Annotated in this window: 15 protein-coding genes; 3 read left to right on the forward strand and 12 right to left on the reverse strand. The window is 70.8% G+C overall.

Going from position 1 to position 19093, the window contains the following annotated elements; genetic code table 11:
• Positions 1-158: 158 nt before the first annotated feature.
• The 8 genes from ACG83_RS25020 to ACG83_RS25055 form a co-directional block, all read right to left on the reverse strand.
• Entirely contained in the window at positions 159-1295 is a 1137-nt protein-coding gene (locus tag ACG83_RS25020) for an acyl-CoA dehydrogenase family protein (RefSeq protein ID WP_054568722.1), read from the reverse strand.
• Entirely contained in the window at positions 1295-2512 is a 1218-nt protein-coding gene (locus tag ACG83_RS25025) for an acyl-CoA dehydrogenase family protein (protein WP_152991517.1), read from the reverse strand. Before ACG83_RS25025 ends, ACG83_RS25020 begins: the two co-directional genes overlap by 1 nt.
• A gap of 30 nt (positions 2513-2542) precedes the next feature.
• Positions 2543-3310 carry a TetR/AcrR family transcriptional regulator gene (locus tag ACG83_RS47635; protein WP_054568724.1) on the reverse strand — a complete coding sequence of 256 codons (768 nt, stop codon included), beginning with the start codon at positions 3308-3310 and terminating at the stop codon, positions 2543-2545.
• On the reverse strand, positions 3307-4182 hold the full coding sequence (locus tag ACG83_RS25035; RefSeq protein ID WP_152991528.1) for an SDR family oxidoreductase: 876 nt from the start codon (positions 4180-4182) through the stop codon (positions 3307-3309). The genes ACG83_RS47635 and ACG83_RS25035 overlap by 4 nt, the downstream gene beginning before the upstream one ends.
• 11 nt (positions 4183-4193) lie before the next feature.
• Positions 4194-4976, reverse strand: a complete 783-nt coding sequence (locus ACG83_RS25040) for an enoyl-CoA hydratase/isomerase family protein (RefSeq protein WP_054568725.1) — start codon at positions 4974-4976, stop codon at positions 4194-4196.
• Between the two features lie 206 nt (positions 4977-5182).
• Positions 5183-5917 (reverse strand): TNT domain-containing protein, encoded by a 735-nt coding sequence (locus tag ACG83_RS25045; protein ID WP_054568726.1) that lies wholly within the window; start codon positions 5915-5917, stop codon positions 5183-5185.
• A 170-nt stretch (positions 5918-6087) separates the two neighbouring features.
• The gene (locus ACG83_RS25050; protein WP_054568727.1) at positions 6088-6678 is read right to left on the reverse strand and encodes an NADPH-dependent FMN reductase; all 591 of its coding nucleotides are present in this window, start codon (positions 6676-6678) and stop codon (positions 6088-6090) included.
• A gap of 563 nt (positions 6679-7241) precedes the next feature.
• Entirely contained in the window at positions 7242-8411 is a 1170-nt protein-coding gene (locus ACG83_RS25055; RefSeq protein WP_083473546.1) for an IS30 family transposase, read from the reverse strand.
• 461 nt (positions 8412-8872) lie between these two features.
• Here ACG83_RS25055 and ACG83_RS25060 point away from each other — a divergent pair, with 461 nt between their 5' ends.
• The gene (locus tag ACG83_RS25060; RefSeq protein WP_054568729.1) at positions 8873-9790 is read left to right on the forward strand and encodes an NADP-dependent oxidoreductase; all 918 of its coding nucleotides are present in this window, start codon (positions 8873-8875) and stop codon (positions 9788-9790) included.
• Between the two features lie 168 nt (positions 9791-9958).
• On the opposite strand, the gene ACG83_RS25065 is transcribed toward ACG83_RS25060, so the two are convergent.
• Entirely contained in the window at positions 9959-11161 is a 1203-nt protein-coding gene (locus ACG83_RS25065) for an amidohydrolase family protein (protein ID WP_054568730.1), read from the reverse strand.
• A gap of 402 nt (positions 11162-11563) precedes the next feature.
• Between ACG83_RS25065 and ACG83_RS25070 the strand changes: the two genes are divergently transcribed.
• On the forward strand, positions 11564-13027 hold the full coding sequence (locus tag ACG83_RS25070; RefSeq protein WP_054568731.1) for an FAD-binding oxidoreductase: 1464 nt from the start codon (positions 11564-11566) through the stop codon (positions 13025-13027).
• Between the two features lie 152 nt (positions 13028-13179).
• Entirely contained in the window at positions 13180-16728 is a 3549-nt protein-coding gene (locus tag ACG83_RS25075) for a BTAD domain-containing putative transcriptional regulator (RefSeq protein ID WP_054569129.1), read from the forward strand.
• Here the strand turns inward: ACG83_RS25075 and ACG83_RS25080 are convergent.
• The 3 genes from ACG83_RS25080 to ACG83_RS25090 form a co-directional block, all read right to left on the reverse strand.
• Positions 16709-17002, reverse strand: a complete 294-nt coding sequence (locus ACG83_RS25080; protein WP_054568732.1) for an EthD family reductase — start codon at positions 17000-17002, stop codon at positions 16709-16711. The two genes, ACG83_RS25075 and ACG83_RS25080, sit on opposite strands and share 20 nt — an antisense overlap.
• A 51-nt stretch (positions 17003-17053) precedes the next feature.
• Positions 17054-17830: a VOC family protein gene (locus ACG83_RS25085; RefSeq protein ID WP_054568733.1), complete on the reverse strand. Its 777-nt coding sequence runs from the start codon at positions 17828-17830 to the stop codon at positions 17054-17056.
• 63 nt (positions 17831-17893) lie between these two features.
• The gene (locus ACG83_RS25090; RefSeq protein WP_054568734.1) at positions 17894-18979 is read right to left on the reverse strand and encodes a Rieske 2Fe-2S domain-containing protein; all 1086 of its coding nucleotides are present in this window, start codon (positions 18977-18979) and stop codon (positions 17894-17896) included.
• Positions 18980-19093 lie beyond the last annotated feature (114 nt).

Here is a 19093-nt window from a genome sequence, read left to right on the forward strand (position 1 = left end):
GGCACGGTGCGTCCCTCAAAGAGCGAGCGAGCCCACCAGTTCAGCAACCGGGAGGCCGTTCCGACCACCGTCCTGTGGATCAACACACCCCGAAAGTTCTGGTCCGTCCGCCGCCGGGCACCGGGCCACCGGGCCGCCGCCCGGCCCGGCGCGCGGTTTCATCTCGGCAGGCCGAGCACACGCTGGGCGACGATCGAGCGCTGGATCTGCTGGGTCCCGCCGAAAATCGACTGGGCCCGCGACCAGAAATAGGCATCGAGCCAGGATTCCTCGGCCAGCAGCGGGACCGCTCCGCGCAGATCAATGATGACGTGGTTGAGAACCTGGTCGGCCTCCGTCACGAGCAGTTTGTCGATTGAGCCCTCGGGGCCCGGCAGCGATCCGTCGAGGCGGGCGGAAAGTGTCCGCGCGACGTGCAGCCGGAGCGCTTCGAGCGTCACCCAGGCGCGGGCGACATCCCGGCGGCCGGTCTCATCCGTGACCACCCGACCGGAACGGATGTCGTCCTCGAGAACGGTGAGCATCCGCATCAGGCGGGCGACCCAGCCGATGTCCCCGGGCCCGCGTTCATAGCCGAGCAGCTGCATGGCAATCGCCCAGCCCTGCCCCGGCGCGCCCAGCAAACCGGCTGCGGGCACCTGGACGTCGTCGAAGAAGACCTCGGCGAACTCGCGGGCCCCGCCGGCGGTGACGATGGGACGCACGTCGATGCCGGGCAGGTCCAGCGGGACGAGCAGCATGGACAGTCCGCGGTGCGCCGGCCTGTCGGGCTCGGTCCGGCACAGCAGAAGGCACCACTGCGACCACAGCGCCTCGCTGGTCCAGATCTTCTGGCCGTGCACGCGGTAGACGTCGCGGCCCTCGCCGTCGGTGCCGCGGATCGCACGGGTACGGACGGACGCGAGGTCGCTGCCCGCATCCGGCTCGCTGAAGCCCTGGCACCAGCGTTCCGTGCAGGCAAGCATGCCCGGCAGGTGCCGCGCCTTCTGCGCATCCGACCCGAACAGGCGGATCGCATTGGTGATGTGGTGGATGGCGGGCGGCGGTGGATAGCCGCCGAACCCCAGCTCGTCATTGAGGATCGCGTCGAAGGTTGGGGCGAGCCCGCGTCCGCCGTACTGCACCGGGAAGGTCAGGCCGACATATCCGGCGGCGGCCAGCTTCCGGTGCCATTGCCCGAGTGCCTCGATGCGCGCGTCCGGATCGGATGGCAGCGGCGTGACCTGCTGGGCGGCGAGCCAGGCACGTAGCTCCGTACGGAACGTCTCCTCCGCGGGGCTGTCGAAGAAGTCCATCAACCCGCTCCCGCTCCTGCTCCCGCGCGCGATTCATTTCCCGGTTCTGTTCCCGGTTCTGTTCCCGGTTCTGTTCCCGGTTCCGCCGCCGATTCCGAGCCCGTGCCCGCGCCGACACCGGCCAGCCGGGTGGCGGCAATCGCTGCGTACTGGGCGTTCTCATCCCCGAGAACACGCCGGGAAAGCAGAATGCGGCGTTGCCGCACCTGCGCCAGGTGCTCCCAGGTGAGGCCGATCCCACCCAGCATCTGGATGGCGATCTCACCGACCTCGCGGGCGGCGCTCGCGCAGAACGCCTTCGCCTGCCGGGCCGCGAGCAGCGCGTCGGCGGTGGGCAGCTCACCGGCCGCCCAGGCGGCGTGCCACATCGAGCTGCGCGCGCCTTCGACGAGGACGGCGCCATGCGCGGCCAGGTGCTGGACGGCCTGGAACGAGCCGACCGGAACGCCGAACTGCGCACGCCCGCGGACGTGGGCGACGGCGTCGTCGAGCGCGCGGCCCATCACCCCGAGCAGGTCCGCGGCGAGCACCGCGAGGACGACCGCCTCGGCTCGGGCCAGATCGTCGCGGGTGAGCGCCCCGCCGACCGGGGGAATCCCGCTGGCTGCCGGCGCGTCGGCGGGGACCGGGCACATCGATCTCGTCAGGTCGGCGCCGCCGGCCGACTCACCGAGCCGCACCGCCCGTAGGCAGCCGCCGGCGCCGAGCCGGAGACCCGCGTCGGCGCCCTGGGCGTCAAAGGCGACACCGGGCTCACCCGGACCGGCGAGCCCGGTCAGATCGGTGCGCAGAACCGGGGCGAGCCGCAGCGTGCCCGCGGCCACGGCCTGTACCGCCGCCCGGTCGCCGGCCGCGGCGAGCAGGGTCGGCGCCCACACGGCGGCGCCCACGAAAGGCACGGGAACGAGATCTCCCGCCAGCCGCTCGGCGACAAGCGCGGCCGCCACGACCCCGCCTCCGCCGGCACCGCCCCCATCGCCGCCGCCCTCGTCAGCACCGCCCCCATCGGCGCAGCCCCCGTCAGCACCGCCCTCGTCAGCACCGCCGCGCTCCGCCGGAATGTGCAAGGCCACCAAACCCGCCTCGACCAGGGTCGACCAGCGGGCCTCGTCCCCGTCCCCGCGTGCGGTGGGCGCCAGGGCGGCGACGCCGCCCGGTGCGAGATCGGCCGCGATCCGCGCGGCCAGGTCCGCCAGCATCCGCTGTTCGCCGCTCAACCGAATGTCCATCCGCGCGCCCCTAGCTCGTCACGAGGATGGAGTCGCCGGGCCGGCGGCGAGAACGGCACGCCAGGTGTAGGAGATCACCGAATCCACCGTCCGCGCCTCCAGCCGGCGCCGCAGCGCCGCGTGATCGACGAGGATGCCGAAGACGTGCTGCATCGCCAGGCGCGCGTCCACCGCGGCGTCGGGCCCGGGCACGTCCGGCAGTGTGGGTGCCGCCGACGGCGTGGGTGCTGGCGGCAGGGTGGGTGCTGCCGGCAGGGTGGGCGCCCCGGGTGCCGCTCGCCTCGCGTCGGCGATCGCCGTCGCCAGCGGTGCCATCAGGGCGTCGAACCAGGCGCCGAGCTCCGCCGGGAACCGCTCGAGCAGCCTGGGATGAGCCAGCAGAAACGGCCGGTTAGCCACCACCAGGTCGTCCGTGCGCAGCAGGTCGAACATCGCCCGCACCCACTCGGCGATCCGCTGGACCGGGTCGCTCTCGGCGGCCAGCCGCTCCTCGATGTGCCGCCTGGTGATGTCGTGCGCGCGTTCGAGGAGCGTGAGCAGCAGGTCGTCCTTGGTCGGGAAATGGCGGTAGAACGCGGTCGTCGACAGACCCGAGGCCGCCAGGATGTCGCTGACGGACGGATTGGCGGTGTCGCGTTCGCGCATGACCCGGAAGGTCGCGTCGATGAGGCGCTCGACCTCGTCCTCGTAGCGGTGCCGCTGACGGGCGAGCGCCCGCTCGACCCCCCGTGGCGGGAGCTCCGGGGGCGAGACGTTCGGCGGCGGGACGTTATGCGGCGCTGTCACGGTGCGAAGGGGCCGCGGCCCATCTGATCCCGGACGGTGACCACGGCCGGGTTGGTGAGCGATCGCCGCTGCCAGTTGGCCCCGTCGACGACAAGCGTGTGGCCGGAGATGAAACGCGCGTAGGGCGAGGCCAGGAAGGTGGCGGCCCAGCCGAGCTCCCGCAGGCGCCCGACCCGCAACGCGGGCTGGGTCGCGTCCTTGTCGGAGCTGCGGGCGAGGTTGCCCTTGATGTCCGCCGTCTGGTCCTCATGCGGGAACATGCCGGGCACCAGCCCGTTGACCTGTATCCCGTACGGCGACCATTCGACGGCGAGGGTCTCGACCATGTTCTTCACCCCGGCCTTCGCCGCGGCCGAATGCGCGAACCCCGGCCCCCCGGTCCAGGCGTAGGACGCGCCGATGTTGATGACTGATCCCGGCGTGCCGGCCGCCAGATGGCGCCGCGCGAACTCACGGGCGCAGAAGAACGTGCCGTTGAGGGTGATGTCGACGACGGTGCGCCAGGCGTTGGGCGACATCTCCTCGGCCGGGACGGGGAAGTTCGCGGCGGCGTTGTTCACCAGCACGCCCGGCAGGCCGAACTCCTCCTGTGCGGCGGTGAACAGCCCCGCGATCTGCTCCGGGTCCCGGATGTCGCAGTTGACGGCCAGCACGCGGGCTCCGAGCTCCTCCATCGCCGCCCGGCCGGCCTCGAGGTGCGCGTCCTTGCGGCTGCCGAGGACGATGTCGGCGCCGAGCCGGGCGAACTCGGTGGCGATGGCGCGCCCGAGCCCGGTGCCGCCGCCGGTGATCACCACCGCTACTCCGGCGAAGGTACCCGGCGGCAGCGCGGTCGCTCCGGGGGCCGGTGGTTCGGGCAGGCCGATGGTCATGGTCAAGGCTGTCAGCTCCCGGTGTAGCGCGGTGCCCGGTCCTCGGCGCGCGCCTGTCTCATCTCGGCCAGGTCGTCCGACCTGCTGACGAACGTCTGGTAGATCAACTCGTCCGCCATCGACGAGCGCAGCGCGGGTTCCGACAGGTGACGGATCACCCGCCGTGCCATGTTCACGGTCACGGTCGGCGCTGCGGCGATCTTCGCCGCCATCTCCATCACGGTGCTGTCGAGCTGGTCCGCCGGAACCACCCGGGACACGACGCCGTGCGCCAGGGCCTCGGCGGCGTCCATCGGCCGCCCGGTGAGCACCAGGTCGCTGACCACGCCGTGGCCGCACATCTGGAACAGCCGCGCCATTCCGCCGGTGTCGGGAATGACGCCGTGGCCGACCTCGGGCAGCATGAACCGGGCGCCTTCCGCTGCTACCCGGATGTCACAGATCAGCGCCCGCTGGAACGACGCGCCGATCGACCAGCCCTTCATGGCGACGATGACCGGCGCCTCGAGGTCGAGGATCTGCAGGATGCCGCGGTGGCCGCGTTTCATCAGGTCGTGATGGCTGATCTCGACGGCTCCGCCGCCGAGGGCACCGACGTCGCGGCCGGAGGAGAAGGACTTCCCCTCGGCCCGCCACACCACGGCGCGCACGTCCCGCCGGGCTTTCAGCTCGCCGAGGATCTCGAACAGGGCGAGATCCATCTCGTCGTCGAAGGCATTGTGCTTCGACGGGTTGTCGTTGGTGATCACTGCGACCGGACCGTCGATGTCGAGCCGCACCCGCGCGTCGGCCATGCACCGTCCTCAGCTTGATCAAAATGACGTTCTGGATGATCAGAACGGCACTTTAGCGCAGAGAACGCCGCTTTTCCACCTTCGTTCGGACCATCCGGAGCCATCCGGAGCGGCCCGGCGGACCAGGAGCGCCCGGCAGACCCGGTCGCGGGACGCTGGACGGCGACAGGCCGGCGCTCCGTCAGGGATGTCGGCTCAGGAGCCGGCTAGAGGATGCGCCGGTCCACGACCGGCACCTCGACGAGGTAGTGCGCGTCGACGAGATACTGAACGCGCAGGTTGATCCCCCCCGTCTCCACACATTTTTCCCCTCCCGAGAATTCTGGGATGAGAGCGCAGACCGTCTGGTACTGCAGGCCGTTCCCGGGCTGGTCGAACCATGGACGGATCGGGCCGGAATAGACGTCGAACGGCTTCAGCACCTGGTAGACGTGATAGTTGCACCCACCCGGGTTGGTGGTGTCATCGAGATTCGACGGCGGGAGCGATCGTGCGTCGTAGTCGGTTCCACGTGGGGAGAGAAAACTGCCGCTTGGCAGGCCGAAACGGTCGATCAACTGACCTGGAACCAAGGTCGTCGTAGTCCGGACCTGCGTTCCGTCGGGCCTGAGATAGTAACCATCCTGCGGCGGGTAGACCCAGAATCCATCAATTCCAGGGAAATAGGGCTTGGAGGGTAGCGACGGATCCCACCAGGTACCGAGGAACTGCTGGATCGAATGCCCTCCGGTACGTTCGTAGCCGTCGAGCTCCTTCGCCACCGACCCGAAGAACGGTAGTTTGGCCGGGCCGAGGCGGAGATCGTTCCGCAGATCGGCCTTCGAACACTGGTTGAGGGGCTTGATCAGGGGCTTGGTGGCGGCATCCGCCGCGCCCTGCGCCGAAGCCGCGAACAACAGCCCGCCGGCGACCAACGACATGAGCGTTCTGCGAAAGAACACCTGCTTCTCCCGTGGCTTTTGGAATCAATATGCGGCCACGGAGAGTAGCCAGCCGATCTGGGCTTTCGCGGACACGGCCGGGTTGCGGTACTGCGCCGCGTGTCGCCTCTTACGGGCGCCGGATCGGGAACCGGTTCGGGTACCGGATCACCGGGCGGTCGAAGGCGCGGTCAGAACTTGTACGGGGTCCGGCTTCGGGCCTCCTTCAGCGCGGTCGCCCACCACCGCAGCTCGTCGAGCATCGTCCGGGCCGCCGTGCTGGCGCCTTCGGCGTCTCGCGGAGATCCATCCGAGTCGAAGCGCTCCCAGGCCCCGTGGAAGCTGACCACATCGCGAATGGTGACCGCGTGCAGCTCCGCGAAAATCTGACGCAGGTGCTCCACGGCGCGCAGGCCGCCGGACAGCCCGCCGTAGGAGACGAACCCCACCGGCTTCGCCTGCCATTCGGTGTAGTGCAGGTCGACGAGATTCTTCAGTGGGGCCGGGAAGCTGTGGTTGTACTCAGGGGTGATGACGACGTAGGCATCCGCGGCGTCGAGCTGCCGGGTCACCGCCGTCAGCTCGTCGGTTTCCGCTCCGCGCGGGGATCCCAGCCGCTCCGGCAGGCTGGTCTCACCCAGGTCTAGGACGGTTGTCGTCATCGATTCGTCGCCGGCGGCCTGACGCAGGAACCACTGCGCCACGACCGGGGCGAAACGCCCCACCCGGTTGCTTCCGATGATGACGGTCAGGTTTACCGGCTGTGCTGGCGCACTGGTCATGAGAACAATCCCCGCATCTCGCTGGCCCCGCATTCGTCGGGGTCTGGTCCAAAAACCTAGAACCTCAAGTCGAGTTGAGGTCAAGCTCCAACACCCGGAAACCGCAGAAAGTGCTGTCCGGTTCCGTCCAGCACGGGTGAGGCTGCCAGAGGGCGGGATTCTGATGTACCCTGTGCCGCTTCCGCGCCTTCACCGTGACGTCGAGCCGGTCGCCCTGCCACAGCGGGACAGCCAGTACCGATCCATGAGCAACGGCAGGAGCACGACAAGCACACACGAGCACCGGCATCGTGCGGCGACCCGAAGCCGCGGCTCTGCCGGGCAGGAGCTGAGGATCGTGGTCGTCAGGGAGCCGGTGAAAGGGTCCTGAGGAGCGGCGGATCCGGGCCACCAGCCTGGGCTTGGCGGAGTCGCGCCTGACGGAACGTGGATTCCGCCCGCACGGCCACCAATCGATGATCCCGCACGGGCCACAGAGCACCAGCGATTCACCTCAAGAGAGACAAATGGGGTGCATGCTCGCCTGACATCCCGCAAGAAGTGCGGATTTCGGTCGCTTGTCTTCAGGGGGTCATCGCACAGGCTTCTGTGTAGACCTGTGATGGTGTCTTCCAACCCAGGGTCTGTCGAGGTCGGGCGTTGAGCTGGGCGGCGACGCGGGCGAGGTCGTCGGGGGTGTGGACGGAAAGGTCGGTGCCCTTGGGGAAGTACTGACGGAGCAGACCGTTGGTGTTCTCGTTGCTCCCGCGCTGCCAGGGGCTGTGGGGATCACAGAAGTAGACCGGGATCCCGGTCGCGACCGTGAACCGGGCGTGCCCGGTCATCTCCGTTCCCTGGTCCCAGGTCACCGAACGGCGTAGCCGCTCGGGGATCCCGGCGGCGGCCTCGGCCAGCGCGGTGGTCACGGTCGCCGCGTCGTACCGGCCGCCCGGCAGGTACAGCAGGGTCACATAGCGGCTGGCCCGCTCGACCAGGGTCCCGATCGCTGACCGGTTGTCCTTCCCCAGGATGAGGTCACCTTCCCAGTGGCCGGGAACCGCCCGGTCCTCGGCCTCCGCCGGCCGCTCCGAGATCATCACCATGCCCGGGATCCGTCCACGGCCATCCGGACGCGCTGCGCGCCGTGCCGGGACCCGTACCGCCCGCCCCGTCCGCAGACACCGGGTCAACTCCCGGCGCAACGCCCCCCTGCTCTGCACATACAACGACGTGTAGATCGTCTCGTGGGACACCCGCATCCCCTCATCGTCGGGGAAGTCCACCCGCAGACTCCGCGCGATCTGCTGCGGAGACCAGCGCTGCCCCAGCCGCCAGGACACCACCTTGCCCAGCCGCCGATCCACCGCCAGCTTCGCGGGTTTCGGCCTCCGGGCCGCGGCCACCGCCGCCCGGTCCGCGACCACCGCCCGGTAACGTTCACGGCCCCCGTGCCGGGTCACCTCCCGCGACACCGTGCACGCCGGCCGGCCCACCCGCCGGCCGATCTCGGAGAAACTCAGCTCCTCCGCCAGGCCCCGTGAGATCTCCTCCCGCTCCGCCATCGACAACCGCAACGGCGACCGCGGCTGTGGTGGCCGCGGTCGGACCCCACCCACCGCCAGCATCCACACCCGACCCACCGACGGACTCACCCCCGCCCGCCGCGCCGCCACCACCACCGGTTCACCCGCCCCATACGCATCCCAGAACCGTCCACGCACATCCCACCCCAACCGCGGCCGACCACCAGGCATGCCACACCCCTATCAAGACAGGTGTGCAATGACCGACTGAGACCACCCAACCGAAATTCGCACTTCTTGCGACTCACCAAACCGGACCACCGGCGCCACCGGGCTACTGGGGGTCCGGCAGTCCGGGAGTCCGGCAGTCCGGCCGCGTTCGTGGAGTGCGAACCTCCCCGCACCAACTAGCGATCTTGCGCCGTTGAGCCGTTACGCCGTTGCGCCCTCCGTCGCCTGCTCACCGTCGCCTGGACGTCGCCCCGCAACGGCTCTTGACCAGCTCTTGACCTCAACCTCACTTCAACCGGCAGGCTGTCCCGCACCGGCATGGCGCCTCCTTGTGCCCGCGATGCCGGCCCGACCGAACGGCCCGACCGAATCGGAAGGTGTTGGCGGGCGATGAGCTTTTTCCGTCGTCGGCTCGAACCTGCCGCACCCCTGACCATGCACCGTGAGATGGAGAAGGCCCAGTGAAGGCTGCCGCGTTCGTTACTCCCGGTCCACCCGAGGTGCTGCAGGTGATGGATCTGCCCTCGCCGGAGCCCGGCGCCGGCGAGGTCCGGGTCCGGGTGCGGGCGGCCGGGGTCCAGCCCGTCGACCTGTCGGTCCGCCAGGGGCGGATGCCGATGGGTGTCGAGGCGACGGCGGGCCCGATGGTGCCCGGCAACGAGTTCGCCGGAGTCGTCGACGAGGTCGGGTCCGACGTCACGGACATCGCCGCCGGGGACGAGGTGCTCGGGTTCCGCGTCCTGAACTGCTACGCGGAGCAGGTGGTCGCCCCGGCCAGCCAGGTCGTCCGCAGGCCGGCGGAGCTGCCCTGGGAGATCGCGGGCGGGCTGTCCGGCGCCGGGCAGACCGCCCACACCGCGATCGAGGACCTGCGTGTCACCGCCGGTGACACGGTGCTCATCCACGCGGCCGCCGGCGCGGTCGGCACCGTGGCGGTGCAGCTCGCCAGGCTCGCCGGTGCGACGGTGATCGGGACGGCCAGCCCGGCCAACCACGACTACCTGCGCGCCCTGGGGGCGATCCCGGTCGCCTACGGCAACGGTCTGGTCGAACGGGTCCGGGCGGTCGCGCCCGGCGGCGTCGACGCGAGCCTGGACGCGGCCGGCGCCGACGGTCTGCGCGCCGCGGTGGCGCTCGTCGAGGACCGGGACCGGATCGGGACGATCGTGGCCTTCGACCTCGTCCAGGAGCTGGGCGTGCGGTGGCTGGGCAGCCGGCGGTCAGCGGCCCGGCTCACCGACCTGGTCGAGCTGTACGCCGACGGGCGGCTGCGGGTCGAGCTGCGCCGTGCCTATCCCCTGGAGCAGGCCGCGGACGCCCACCGCGAGGTCGGGACCGGGCACGGCCGGGGCAAGGTCGTGCTGATGCTGCCGTCCTGAGCCGTCCTGAAGCTGGCTGAGGAACGTCCTGAGCTGGCTTAGGACGTCCTGGGCTGGCCTGAGCCCTGCTGGTGGGCGGCGGACGAAAGCCTGCCGCCCCGGCGGACCTCGTTGTCCGGCCGGGGCGACAGGCTTCGTGCGGAGAACAGACTTTCAGAGAACGGCTGCTCAGACGGTGGCGGGAAGCTTCAGCGCCGTGGCGAGGTTGCCGCCCATGATCTTGGCCTTGTCCTCCCTGGACAGGCCCTCAAGGTCGTCCATGTAGGAGAGCGGGTCGGACAGGCCCTCGGCGTGCGGGTAGTCGGATCCGAACACGACCCGGTCGACGCCGACGAGGTCGATGAGGTACTTCGTGTTCTCCTCGAAGAACGGGTGGATCCAGATGTTGCGCTTGAGCACCTCGATCGGGTCCTCGTCGTAGAGCTTGGGGCTCTTGGCGTAGGACTCGCCGGCGGCCTCGATGAACGGCCGGACCCAGCCCGACCCGTTCTCGACCGGCAGGATCCGCAGCTGGGGGAAGCGGGTGAGCAGCCCGTGCCCGATCAGCGAGGTCACCGTGTCGAAGATGCCCCGGTGCTGCTTGTGCATGATGTCGGTGAAGGCGCTCGGCGTGGCGAACGGCAGGTGCTCGCCGTCCTGCCGGCCCTCCCACATGTTGTAGTACCGGGTCAGGCCGTCATCGGACGAGTGCAGGCCGACGGTGATGTCGGCCTCGACGACCTTCTTCCAGAACGGGTCGAACTCGGGCAGCGCGAACGAGCGGAAGCTCTCGAAGCCGGGCACCGGCGCCGGACGGATCAGGATGATCTTGGCGCCCCGCTCGACGATCCACTCAAGCTCCTTGATCGCCTCACTGACGATCGGCAGCGTGATCACGGGAGTCGCGAAGATGCGGTTCTCGTAGTTGAAGGTCCACTGCTCGTGCATCCACTGGTTCAGCGCGTGGACGACGATGTGGGTGGCCCGCGGGTCGTCCCGCAGCCGGTCCTCCAGCAGGCTCGCCAGCGTCGGCCACATGATGGCGCGGTCCAGGCCGAGCTCGTTCATCAGCTTGAGCCGGGGCTCCGGCGCGAAGAAGGCCTCGGGCGAGCGAATCGGCTTGCCCATGAGCTCCCGGGTCGACTTTCCCTCCGGGTTGCCGTTCTTGAAGTAGTCCTCCCAGGCACCCGGCCGCGCCACGACATTGAACGTCGGGTTGGGGATGTACTCGGAGATCACACCCCGAACCGCGATCTTGTCGCGCCCGTTCACCTGCACGTACTTGATCAGGCCTTCATGTTCCTTCGGCAGGTACTTCGTGAAGGCGTCCACTGTCTCGTACATGTGGTTGTCCGCGTCGAAGACAGGGAAGTCGACGTCCGACCTGGGCATGACTACCTCCGTACGCCGGCTGACCGGCACCGGCTCGACGCCGTGAGGCAGTCACAGGACTCCCCCGGCGAGGCCTCCGTGGGATGGATGCGCCCACCCCAGAACATCATTTCTCGATGTTGTCTCACGCTAACACTTATTGACTTCGACGTCAAAATCGCTTGACCTGCGCGGACGGCGCCGCGGAGACGACGCCGGGGCCGAGCGGCAGCGCACGGATCGCGGACACCCGGCCGGCCGCGAACACCTCCCTGGCCGGTCGCAAGTGGCGTGGCGGCCGGCCGCAAGCGCCGTCTCGGCTGGCCGCAAGCGCCTCTCAGGCAGCCGCAGGAAAGGCCCAAGCGCCGGACCACACGCTGATTCCCGTCCAGCCCGGCACCCACCCCGCCAGACGGAGGCGTCATGTCCACGCTCACGCCCGACTACTCGTCCCACGACCTGCCCCACGTTCACGACGTGACCGAGGGCCTGGCCCTGGGACTGCCCCTGGCCGACCTCGCGGCCGTGGTCCGCGGGGAGGTCGCCCTGCCCGGCAGCAACGCCTACACCCAGGCCGCCACACCGTGGAACGTCGCGGTCGTGTCCACGCCGGCGGCGGTCGTCATCGCCTCCGACGCGGCCGATGTGGTCGCCGCCGTGGACTTCGCCAACACGCACGACCTGAACATCGAGGTGCGATCCACCGGGCACGGCGCACTCGAGCTGCTCGACCGCAGCCGCCCCACGCTGCTCGTGCACACCGGCCGCCTGCTGGAGATCGTCATCAACCCGGTCACCCGGCGGATCCGGGTCGGCGCCGGTGTGCGCTGGCAGCAGGTCCTCGACGCGGCCGCCGGGCACGGGTTCGGCGCGCTGGCCGGCTCCTCACCGAACGTCGGCGTCGTCGGCTACCTCACCGGCGGCGGGCTCTCCCCGGTCGGCCGCAGCTTCGGCTTCGCCAATGATCTGGTGACCGCCTTCGACGTCGTCACCGGTGACGGTGAGCTGCGCCGGGCCACCGCGACGGAGAACTCCGCCCTGTTCTGGGCGCTGCGCGGCGGCAAGGGCGCGCTCGGCGTGGTCACCGCCGTCGAGTTCGAGCTGCTGGACGTCCCGCGGATCTACGGCGGCTGCCTCTACTTCGACGGTGCCGACGCGGAGCGGGTCGTCGAGGCGTGGCGGGCCTGGACGGCGTCGCTGCCGGAGCAGGCGTCCACGTCACTCGCGCTCCTGCGCCTTCCGGCGATGCCGGCGGTGCCCCCGCCGCTGGCCGGCCGATGCACCGTCGCGGTCCGCTTCGCCTGGGTCGGCGACCCGGCCGAGGGCGCCCGGGTCGCCGAGGCCATCAGTGGGGTCGCACCCGTGATCTTCGGTGGGCTTGACGTGCTCCCGTTCAACGCCCTGGGAATGATCCATTCTGACCCGGTCGACCCGATGCCGACCCACGAGCGTGGTGTGCTGTTGCGGGAGCTGCCGGAGCAGGCGGTGCAGACCCTGCTGGCGGTGGCCGGCCCGCAGGCCGAGTGCCCCCAGGTGATCGTGGAGCTGCGGCTGCTCGGCGGCGCGTTCGCGCGCCCGCCGCGGGAGCCGAGTGCCGTCTGCCACCGGGATGCCGCCTACTCGCTGCTGACCATCGGCATCGCCGCGCCGCCGATCATCGAGGCCACCGCGGGACACGCCGCCGCGGTCATCGCCGCTGTCGCCCCGTGGTCTCACGGTGGCTCGACGCCGAACTTCGGTGCCAGCTCGGACCCCGCGATCGTCGCCCGTCAGTACGACCCGGCGACACTGGCCCGGCTCGCCACCCTCACCGCGAGCTACGACCCGCATGCGCGCATGGTCGCCTCCCACGCGGTCCGCGCCGCCGCGGGGCTGGTCCAGTCCTGAGCCCGACAGGCCGGCGGGCAGCCCTCAACCGACGGGACGGCGCACGGTCCTCAAGCCGACCGACCGGCGGGCAGTCCCGAAGCCGACCGGACGACCGGCCGTCCTGAAGCCGACTGGTCGTTCCACCGTGCGTGACCTGGGCCGACGGCATCATGAGAGCTGTGCCGTCCTACCGCCTGTTCGGGCCGATCGAGGTCATCCGCGAGGGTGGCCCGGTCTCGTTCGGCGGGCCCAAGCAGCGGGCGGTCCTCGCCGCGCTGTTGCTGAACGCCGGCCGGGTGGTCTCCGTGGACCGCCTGGCCGACGCGGCCTGGGGCGACGATCACCCGCCGAGCATGCTCGCGAGCCTGCAGGCCCACGTCTCGAACCTGCGGCGGCTGTTGCGGGACGACGAGCACGCCACCTCACCCATCGTGCGCCGCACGCCCGGCTACCTGATGGACGTCCCCGTGGACGAGGTGGACCTGTGGCTGTTCGAGCGGGCCTGCGGCCAGGCGCAGGCCGCCGTCGACGCCGGCGACTGGCAACGCGCGCTGGAGGCCGCCGACCGTGCCACCGCACTGCGCCGGGGTCCGCTTCTCGCCGAGTTCACCGACGAGCCGTGGGTCCGGCGCTCGGCGGACACGGTCGCGGAGCGCTGGTCGCAGTGCGAGCAGAACGCGGTGGTGGCGCTGCTCGGCCTCGGCCGGGTGGCCGCGGCCGCGCCACGATCGCGCCAGCTACTGCTCGACACCCCCGGTTCGGAGGGTGCCTGCCGGCTACACATGATCGCTCTCTACCGGGCCGGGCGGCCGGCGGAGGCGCTGGAGGCGTTCGGCGAGCACGCTCGCCGGCTGGACGAGGATCTCGGCCTGGATGTCAGCCCGGCCCTGCGCGACCTGCAGGGCGCCATTCTGCGCCAGGACCCCGCCCTCGATTTCTGGCCCAACCAGGCACCGACCGCACCGGCCGCACTCGTGACCACGATCGCGCCCGCGCCCACCGCGCCCACCGCGCCCACCGCGCCCGCGGCCACCGCGCCCGCGACCACGACGGCGCGGACCGTGATCACGCCGACCGCGCCAACACCAACCGCAGCGGCAACCGCAACGGCCACAACCACCACCACGGCTTCCGGCGCGCGGGCGGACCTGGTCGGCCGGGAGCATGAGATCTCCGCCCTGGACTCCGCCCTCGGCGAGGCGGCGGCCGGGGACGGTCGCTGGATCGTCCTCACCGGGCCAGCCGGCATCGGCAAGAGCCGGCTGGCGCAGGAGGCCGCCGTGATCTGGCGGCGCGCCGGCGGACGGCCCGTGCGGACCGGATGCCCCGACGACGAGGCGCTTCCTCCGTGGTGGCCGGTCCGCCAGCTGCTGCGCGAGCTCGGCGCGGAGCCGGACGACGTGCTGACCCCGCCGAGCGGTGTCGACGCGGACGCCGCCCGCTTCGTCGTCTACGACCGAGTCATCGAAGCCCTGACCGCCGCGGCTCGGACCAGCCCACTGCTGCTTGTCGTCGAGGACGTCCACTGGGCGGACCCGGCGTCCCTGCGGCTGTTGGCCCATCTCGCCGACGCCGGCCCGCGCCCGGGGATCAGCGTGGTCGTCACGGCGCGGGACGTCGCCGGCCGGCCCGCACTCGACCGGCTGCTCGCCGCGGCGGCCCGCCGGCACGGCTCGCGCCGGCTCGCCGTCCCGCCGCTGACCAGGGCCGAGGTGGTGGAGCTCGCGTGCCGGGTCAGCGGCCAGGAGATCGGCGCCGCCGAGGCCACCGAGCTTGCCGAGCGGACCGGCGGGAACCCGTTCTTCGTCTGCGAGTACGCCCGCCTGCCCGCGCGGGAGCGGGCCGAGGGCACCATTCCGCTCGCGGTGCGGTCGGTGCTCGGGCAGCGCCTCGCCGGCCTCGACCCGGCGGTGCTGCAGGTGCTGCGCGCCGCCGCGCTCATCGGCGACACGCTGGACATCGGCCTGCTGCGCGAGGTGACTCGGCTGGACCCCGACGCGCTCGCCGACATGCTGGACGAGGCCTCGGACGAGCATGTGATCGTGCCGGCCGCCGGAACCGGCCGGTACATGTTCGCGCATGCGCTGCTGCGCGACGAGGTCGTCGCCGGGCTCTCCAGCCTGCGCCGCCAGCGGCTGCACCTGCGGATCGCCGAGGCGCTCGACCCGGCCGAGGGCGGTGAGACGCTCAGCCGCCGGGCCGCGCATCTCGTGGCCGCCTGGCCACTGGCCCAGGCCCAGGACGTCCTCGCCGCCTGCCGGGCCGCCGCGCTCGACGCGGAACGGCGCTGGCAGTCGGAGGCGGCCGCGCGCTGGTGGGGCCAGGCGCTCGCCATCGTCGACCAGAGCCCGCGCGATCTCGACGTCGACCGGGACGAACTGCTGGTCGCCCAGGTGCATGCGCTCGCGCGGCACGGTCGCGGCCAGACGCTGCTCGACCTGATCGACGCCGGACTGCTCGACGCGGTGCGCCGCGGGCGGCTCGACTCCGCCGGCCGCCTGGCCAGCGCGCTGCTGCGGACCACCGGGTGCTGGCCCTGGCCCGCCTACGGCGACGACCCGGCGCCGCTGCTGGCCCGCCTGGCCGGCCTGGAGACGCTGGTCACCGCTGATCCGGCGGCGCACATCCGCGTTCTGGCGGCCCTCGCGGTCGGTAGCACCTACGACCCGGACAGCTCGGTTCCCGACCGGCTCAGCCGCCGGGCGATCGAGCTCGCCGAGCGCCTCGGCGACGACGAGTGCCTCGCGGACGCCCTGCTCGGCCGTGCACTCGCCTTCTCCGGCATCGCCGAACGGGCCACCGAGTCCGTCGAGCTGCTCACCCGGCTGGCGGAGGTACCCCACTCATCCGCCCAGATCGACCAGGTCATCGCGCACGGGCTGGGCTACCTCGCGAAGATCACGCTGGGTGACCCGTCGGCCGCCGAGCAGGCGCGGCTCGGCGCGGTCGGCAGCGACCTGCTCCGGCTCCCGGCCAGCCGGGTGCAGTTCCGGTGGGCGCAGGGCTCCCTCGCGCTCTGGCATGACGACGATCTGGCCGCCGCGGAGCGGACCTACGACCAGGCGTTCGCGTTGCACCGGGAGACGGAGCTGTATCAGAGCGGCGCCTACGACTTCGCCCGGCTGGCGCTGCGCTGGGAGCAGGGCCGCCTGCACGAGCCGGATGACCGCGCCTCCGGCGCTCCGCTTCCGCCGTGGGCCGTCGCGGTCATCGCGGCCGCGCGGGACGACCCGGCTGCCGACGAGCTGCTCGCCGCGGCGGTCACCGAGACCGGGCCGGTGACCTGGACGACCCATGGACGCCTGACACTGCTGGCCCACGCCGTCGCCGACCGCGGGCTGCGCGAGCACGCCGAGACGCTGACCAAGCGGTTGGCACCGATCGCCGGCAACATCGCCAACCTGGGCCAGTGCGGGATGGCCGGCCCGGTCGCACTGGGTCTGGCCCGCCTCGCCGAGCTCACCGGCGACATCCCGGCCGCCCGTGCACACCTGCGGACCGCGCTGGAGGTTGCCACTCGATCGCGAGGGGTGGGTGCGGTGTTACGCACTCGGCTTGAAGCCGCCCAGCTCGCCCGCCGGTGCGGCGAACCCGTCGACGAGGCCGGCCTTCGGGACCTCGCCGAACAGGCCGCGCGGCGCGGCATGACCGGCGTCGCAAGCGACGCGGACGAGCTGGGCCTGTCGCTTCAGGCGACCATCAGACGACCACGTCACTGATCTGCAGGACCGGGACGATCGTCGTGTAGTTCTTGACGTCGCCGGTGATCTGGGCCGTCGCCTCCGAGGCCAGCGCCGTGTCGAGCGCCTCACGGGAGGAGAACGTGATGTGGACGGCGGCGACATGCGGGCCGGAGGCTCCCCGGTCGACGCGGACATCCGCCGGCTTCCACAGCTTCTCGCACAGCGGGATGTGGACGTCGCGGTAGTAGTCGTGGTCGAACGTCTCGTCGGCACCGGCCGGGTAGAAGACGCTCAGGCGGGCTTGTGGCATGGGGCCACCTCCTGGAGTTGTCGGGAATGCGAAGTGTGCGTCGGCGGGCGGTCAGTTCAGTTTCTGGACGAGTTCGACGAGGTAGCCGGCCGGATCGGTGAAGAACGCGATGATCGTCGGCCAGCGGTCCAGCCGGGTCGGCTCCATGACTGCCTCACCTCCAGCCGCCAGTGCGGTTCGGTAGAGCCCATCGCAGTCGTCGGTGTTGAGATAGCGCTTCCAGAACCCGTTGCCGTGCTCGATCGGGGCGCCGTCCTTCTGCTGGGCCAGCTGGATCAGCCCGCCGCGCCCCGGGGCCTCGATGATCGCCTCCGACGCCTCGGGGACGTCCGTCCGGCTGGTGCAGGTCAGTCCGAGCCTCTCATGGAAGGCGACCGCGGCGTCCAGATCGGGGACGTTGATGCAGTACTGGCCCAGCCAGGGCTCATCGGCCGGCGAGCCCTCGGGCCAGGGATGACGCTCGACGAACTCGACCAGACGGCCGTCCGGGTCGCGGACGAAGGCGATCGTCACCGGCCAACGCTCCGTCCGCTCCGGCTCGGCCACCACTTCGGCTCCCGCCGCCACCGCCCGCTTGAACGTCCCAGCGATGTCCGGAGTGTTGACGTACAGCTTCCACAGCGCCGTGCCGAGCGCGACCGGCCCCTGCTGTGCCTTCTGCTGGGCGATCTGGAAAAGCCCGCCGGTGGCCGGGTTCTGCATGATCGCCTCGAAGGCGTCGGGAATCTCGGTGCGACTGGTGTTACGCAGCCCGATCGCACTCCACCAGGCGACGGACCGTTCCAGGTCCTCGACGTTCAGGCAGTACTGACCAACCCAGGTGCTCACGATTCCACCTTTCGAGTTCTTGAGAAAAGGGACAGCAAAACCACATGCGGGCGTCGGGCGCCGTCAACGGCGCCGGGGGTCGCCTTCGGGCCAGGAATAGAACTGCTGGCACCAGCGGCGCTGCTCGGTGACGGCCCGCTCGGAGGGGCGGAGCACCGGCGGATCCTTGAAGATCTTGTTCTCCCAGATCGGCAGGTCCTGACTCACGCCGGCGGTGAAGCTGTCCGCCGCCGCTTCGGCGGCGTCCTCGCCGAGCGATCGCGGTGAGGTGAAGATCCATCGGACGTGCACGTTTTCCTCATCGATCGGGGTGGTCGAGGAGATGAAGGTCGTATAGCCCTTCACGCGCAGCACTCCGAGGCCGAGTCCGAAGCCCTCGCGCATGAAGTTGCCGTCCATCCCGACCGAGCGCTTGTAGTGCCCGTCGACGTGGAACTCCTCCTCAGGAATCGCCTGCATGCCGTGCACGTACAGGAAATGCGGGGTGTCGACGTTGTTCTCGGCCATCTCCTGGCAGCAGGTGGCGACAGTGATGTCCTTGACGACGACCGGCAGCCAGTCCGGGTCGTGCACCTCGGGTACCTCGGGCACCTCGTAGAAGGGCTCCTTGCCCTCCAGGTGGTGCCAGGCCCAGATCATCCGGTTACGTTCGACCACCGGATACGAGCGCGCGGTGGCCGTCCTCGGGATGTAGGGGTTGTCGTCGTAGGGCACCTCGACGCACGCGCCGCTCGCACCGTCGAACCGCCAGCCGTGGAACGGGCACTGCAGGCTGCCGTCGACGACCTTGCCGCCGACACCGAGGTGCGCGCCCAGATGCGGGCAGTAGGCGTCGAACAGATACGGCGTGCCGTCCGTGCCGCGAAAAAGCACCAGGTCCTTGCCGAAGTAGAACAGTGTCTTCGTCCGGCCCGGCTCGATCTCGTCGGCCCGGGCCACGATGAACCAGCCGTTGGGTATGGGGAACGGGAAACGCGGCCCACGTTCCCGGCGGACCGCGGTGCGCCGGGACTGGTCGTAGAGAGTGTCCGGCCGCAGCGGCATCGGCAGGCCGATCAGATTCTCCGCCGCCGTCGTCATTTCCGCGGAGAGTGCGTAGGCACCGCTCAGGCCGGATCGGTTGACCCCGCCCGCGCTGGAGAGCGTCATGTACTGCCTCCCGAAGAGGTCACGCAAGGAGACTGGAATGGGGTTTGGATAATGTATTCGATACCGGATCAAAGGCGGTTCGTGATCCCCGTGCTCAGGACCGGGACTGCCGTC

It is taken from the genome of Frankia sp. R43, assembly GCF_001306465.1.
Lineage (GTDB): Bacteria > Actinomycetota > Actinomycetes > Frankiales > Frankiaceae > Parafrankia > Parafrankia irregularis.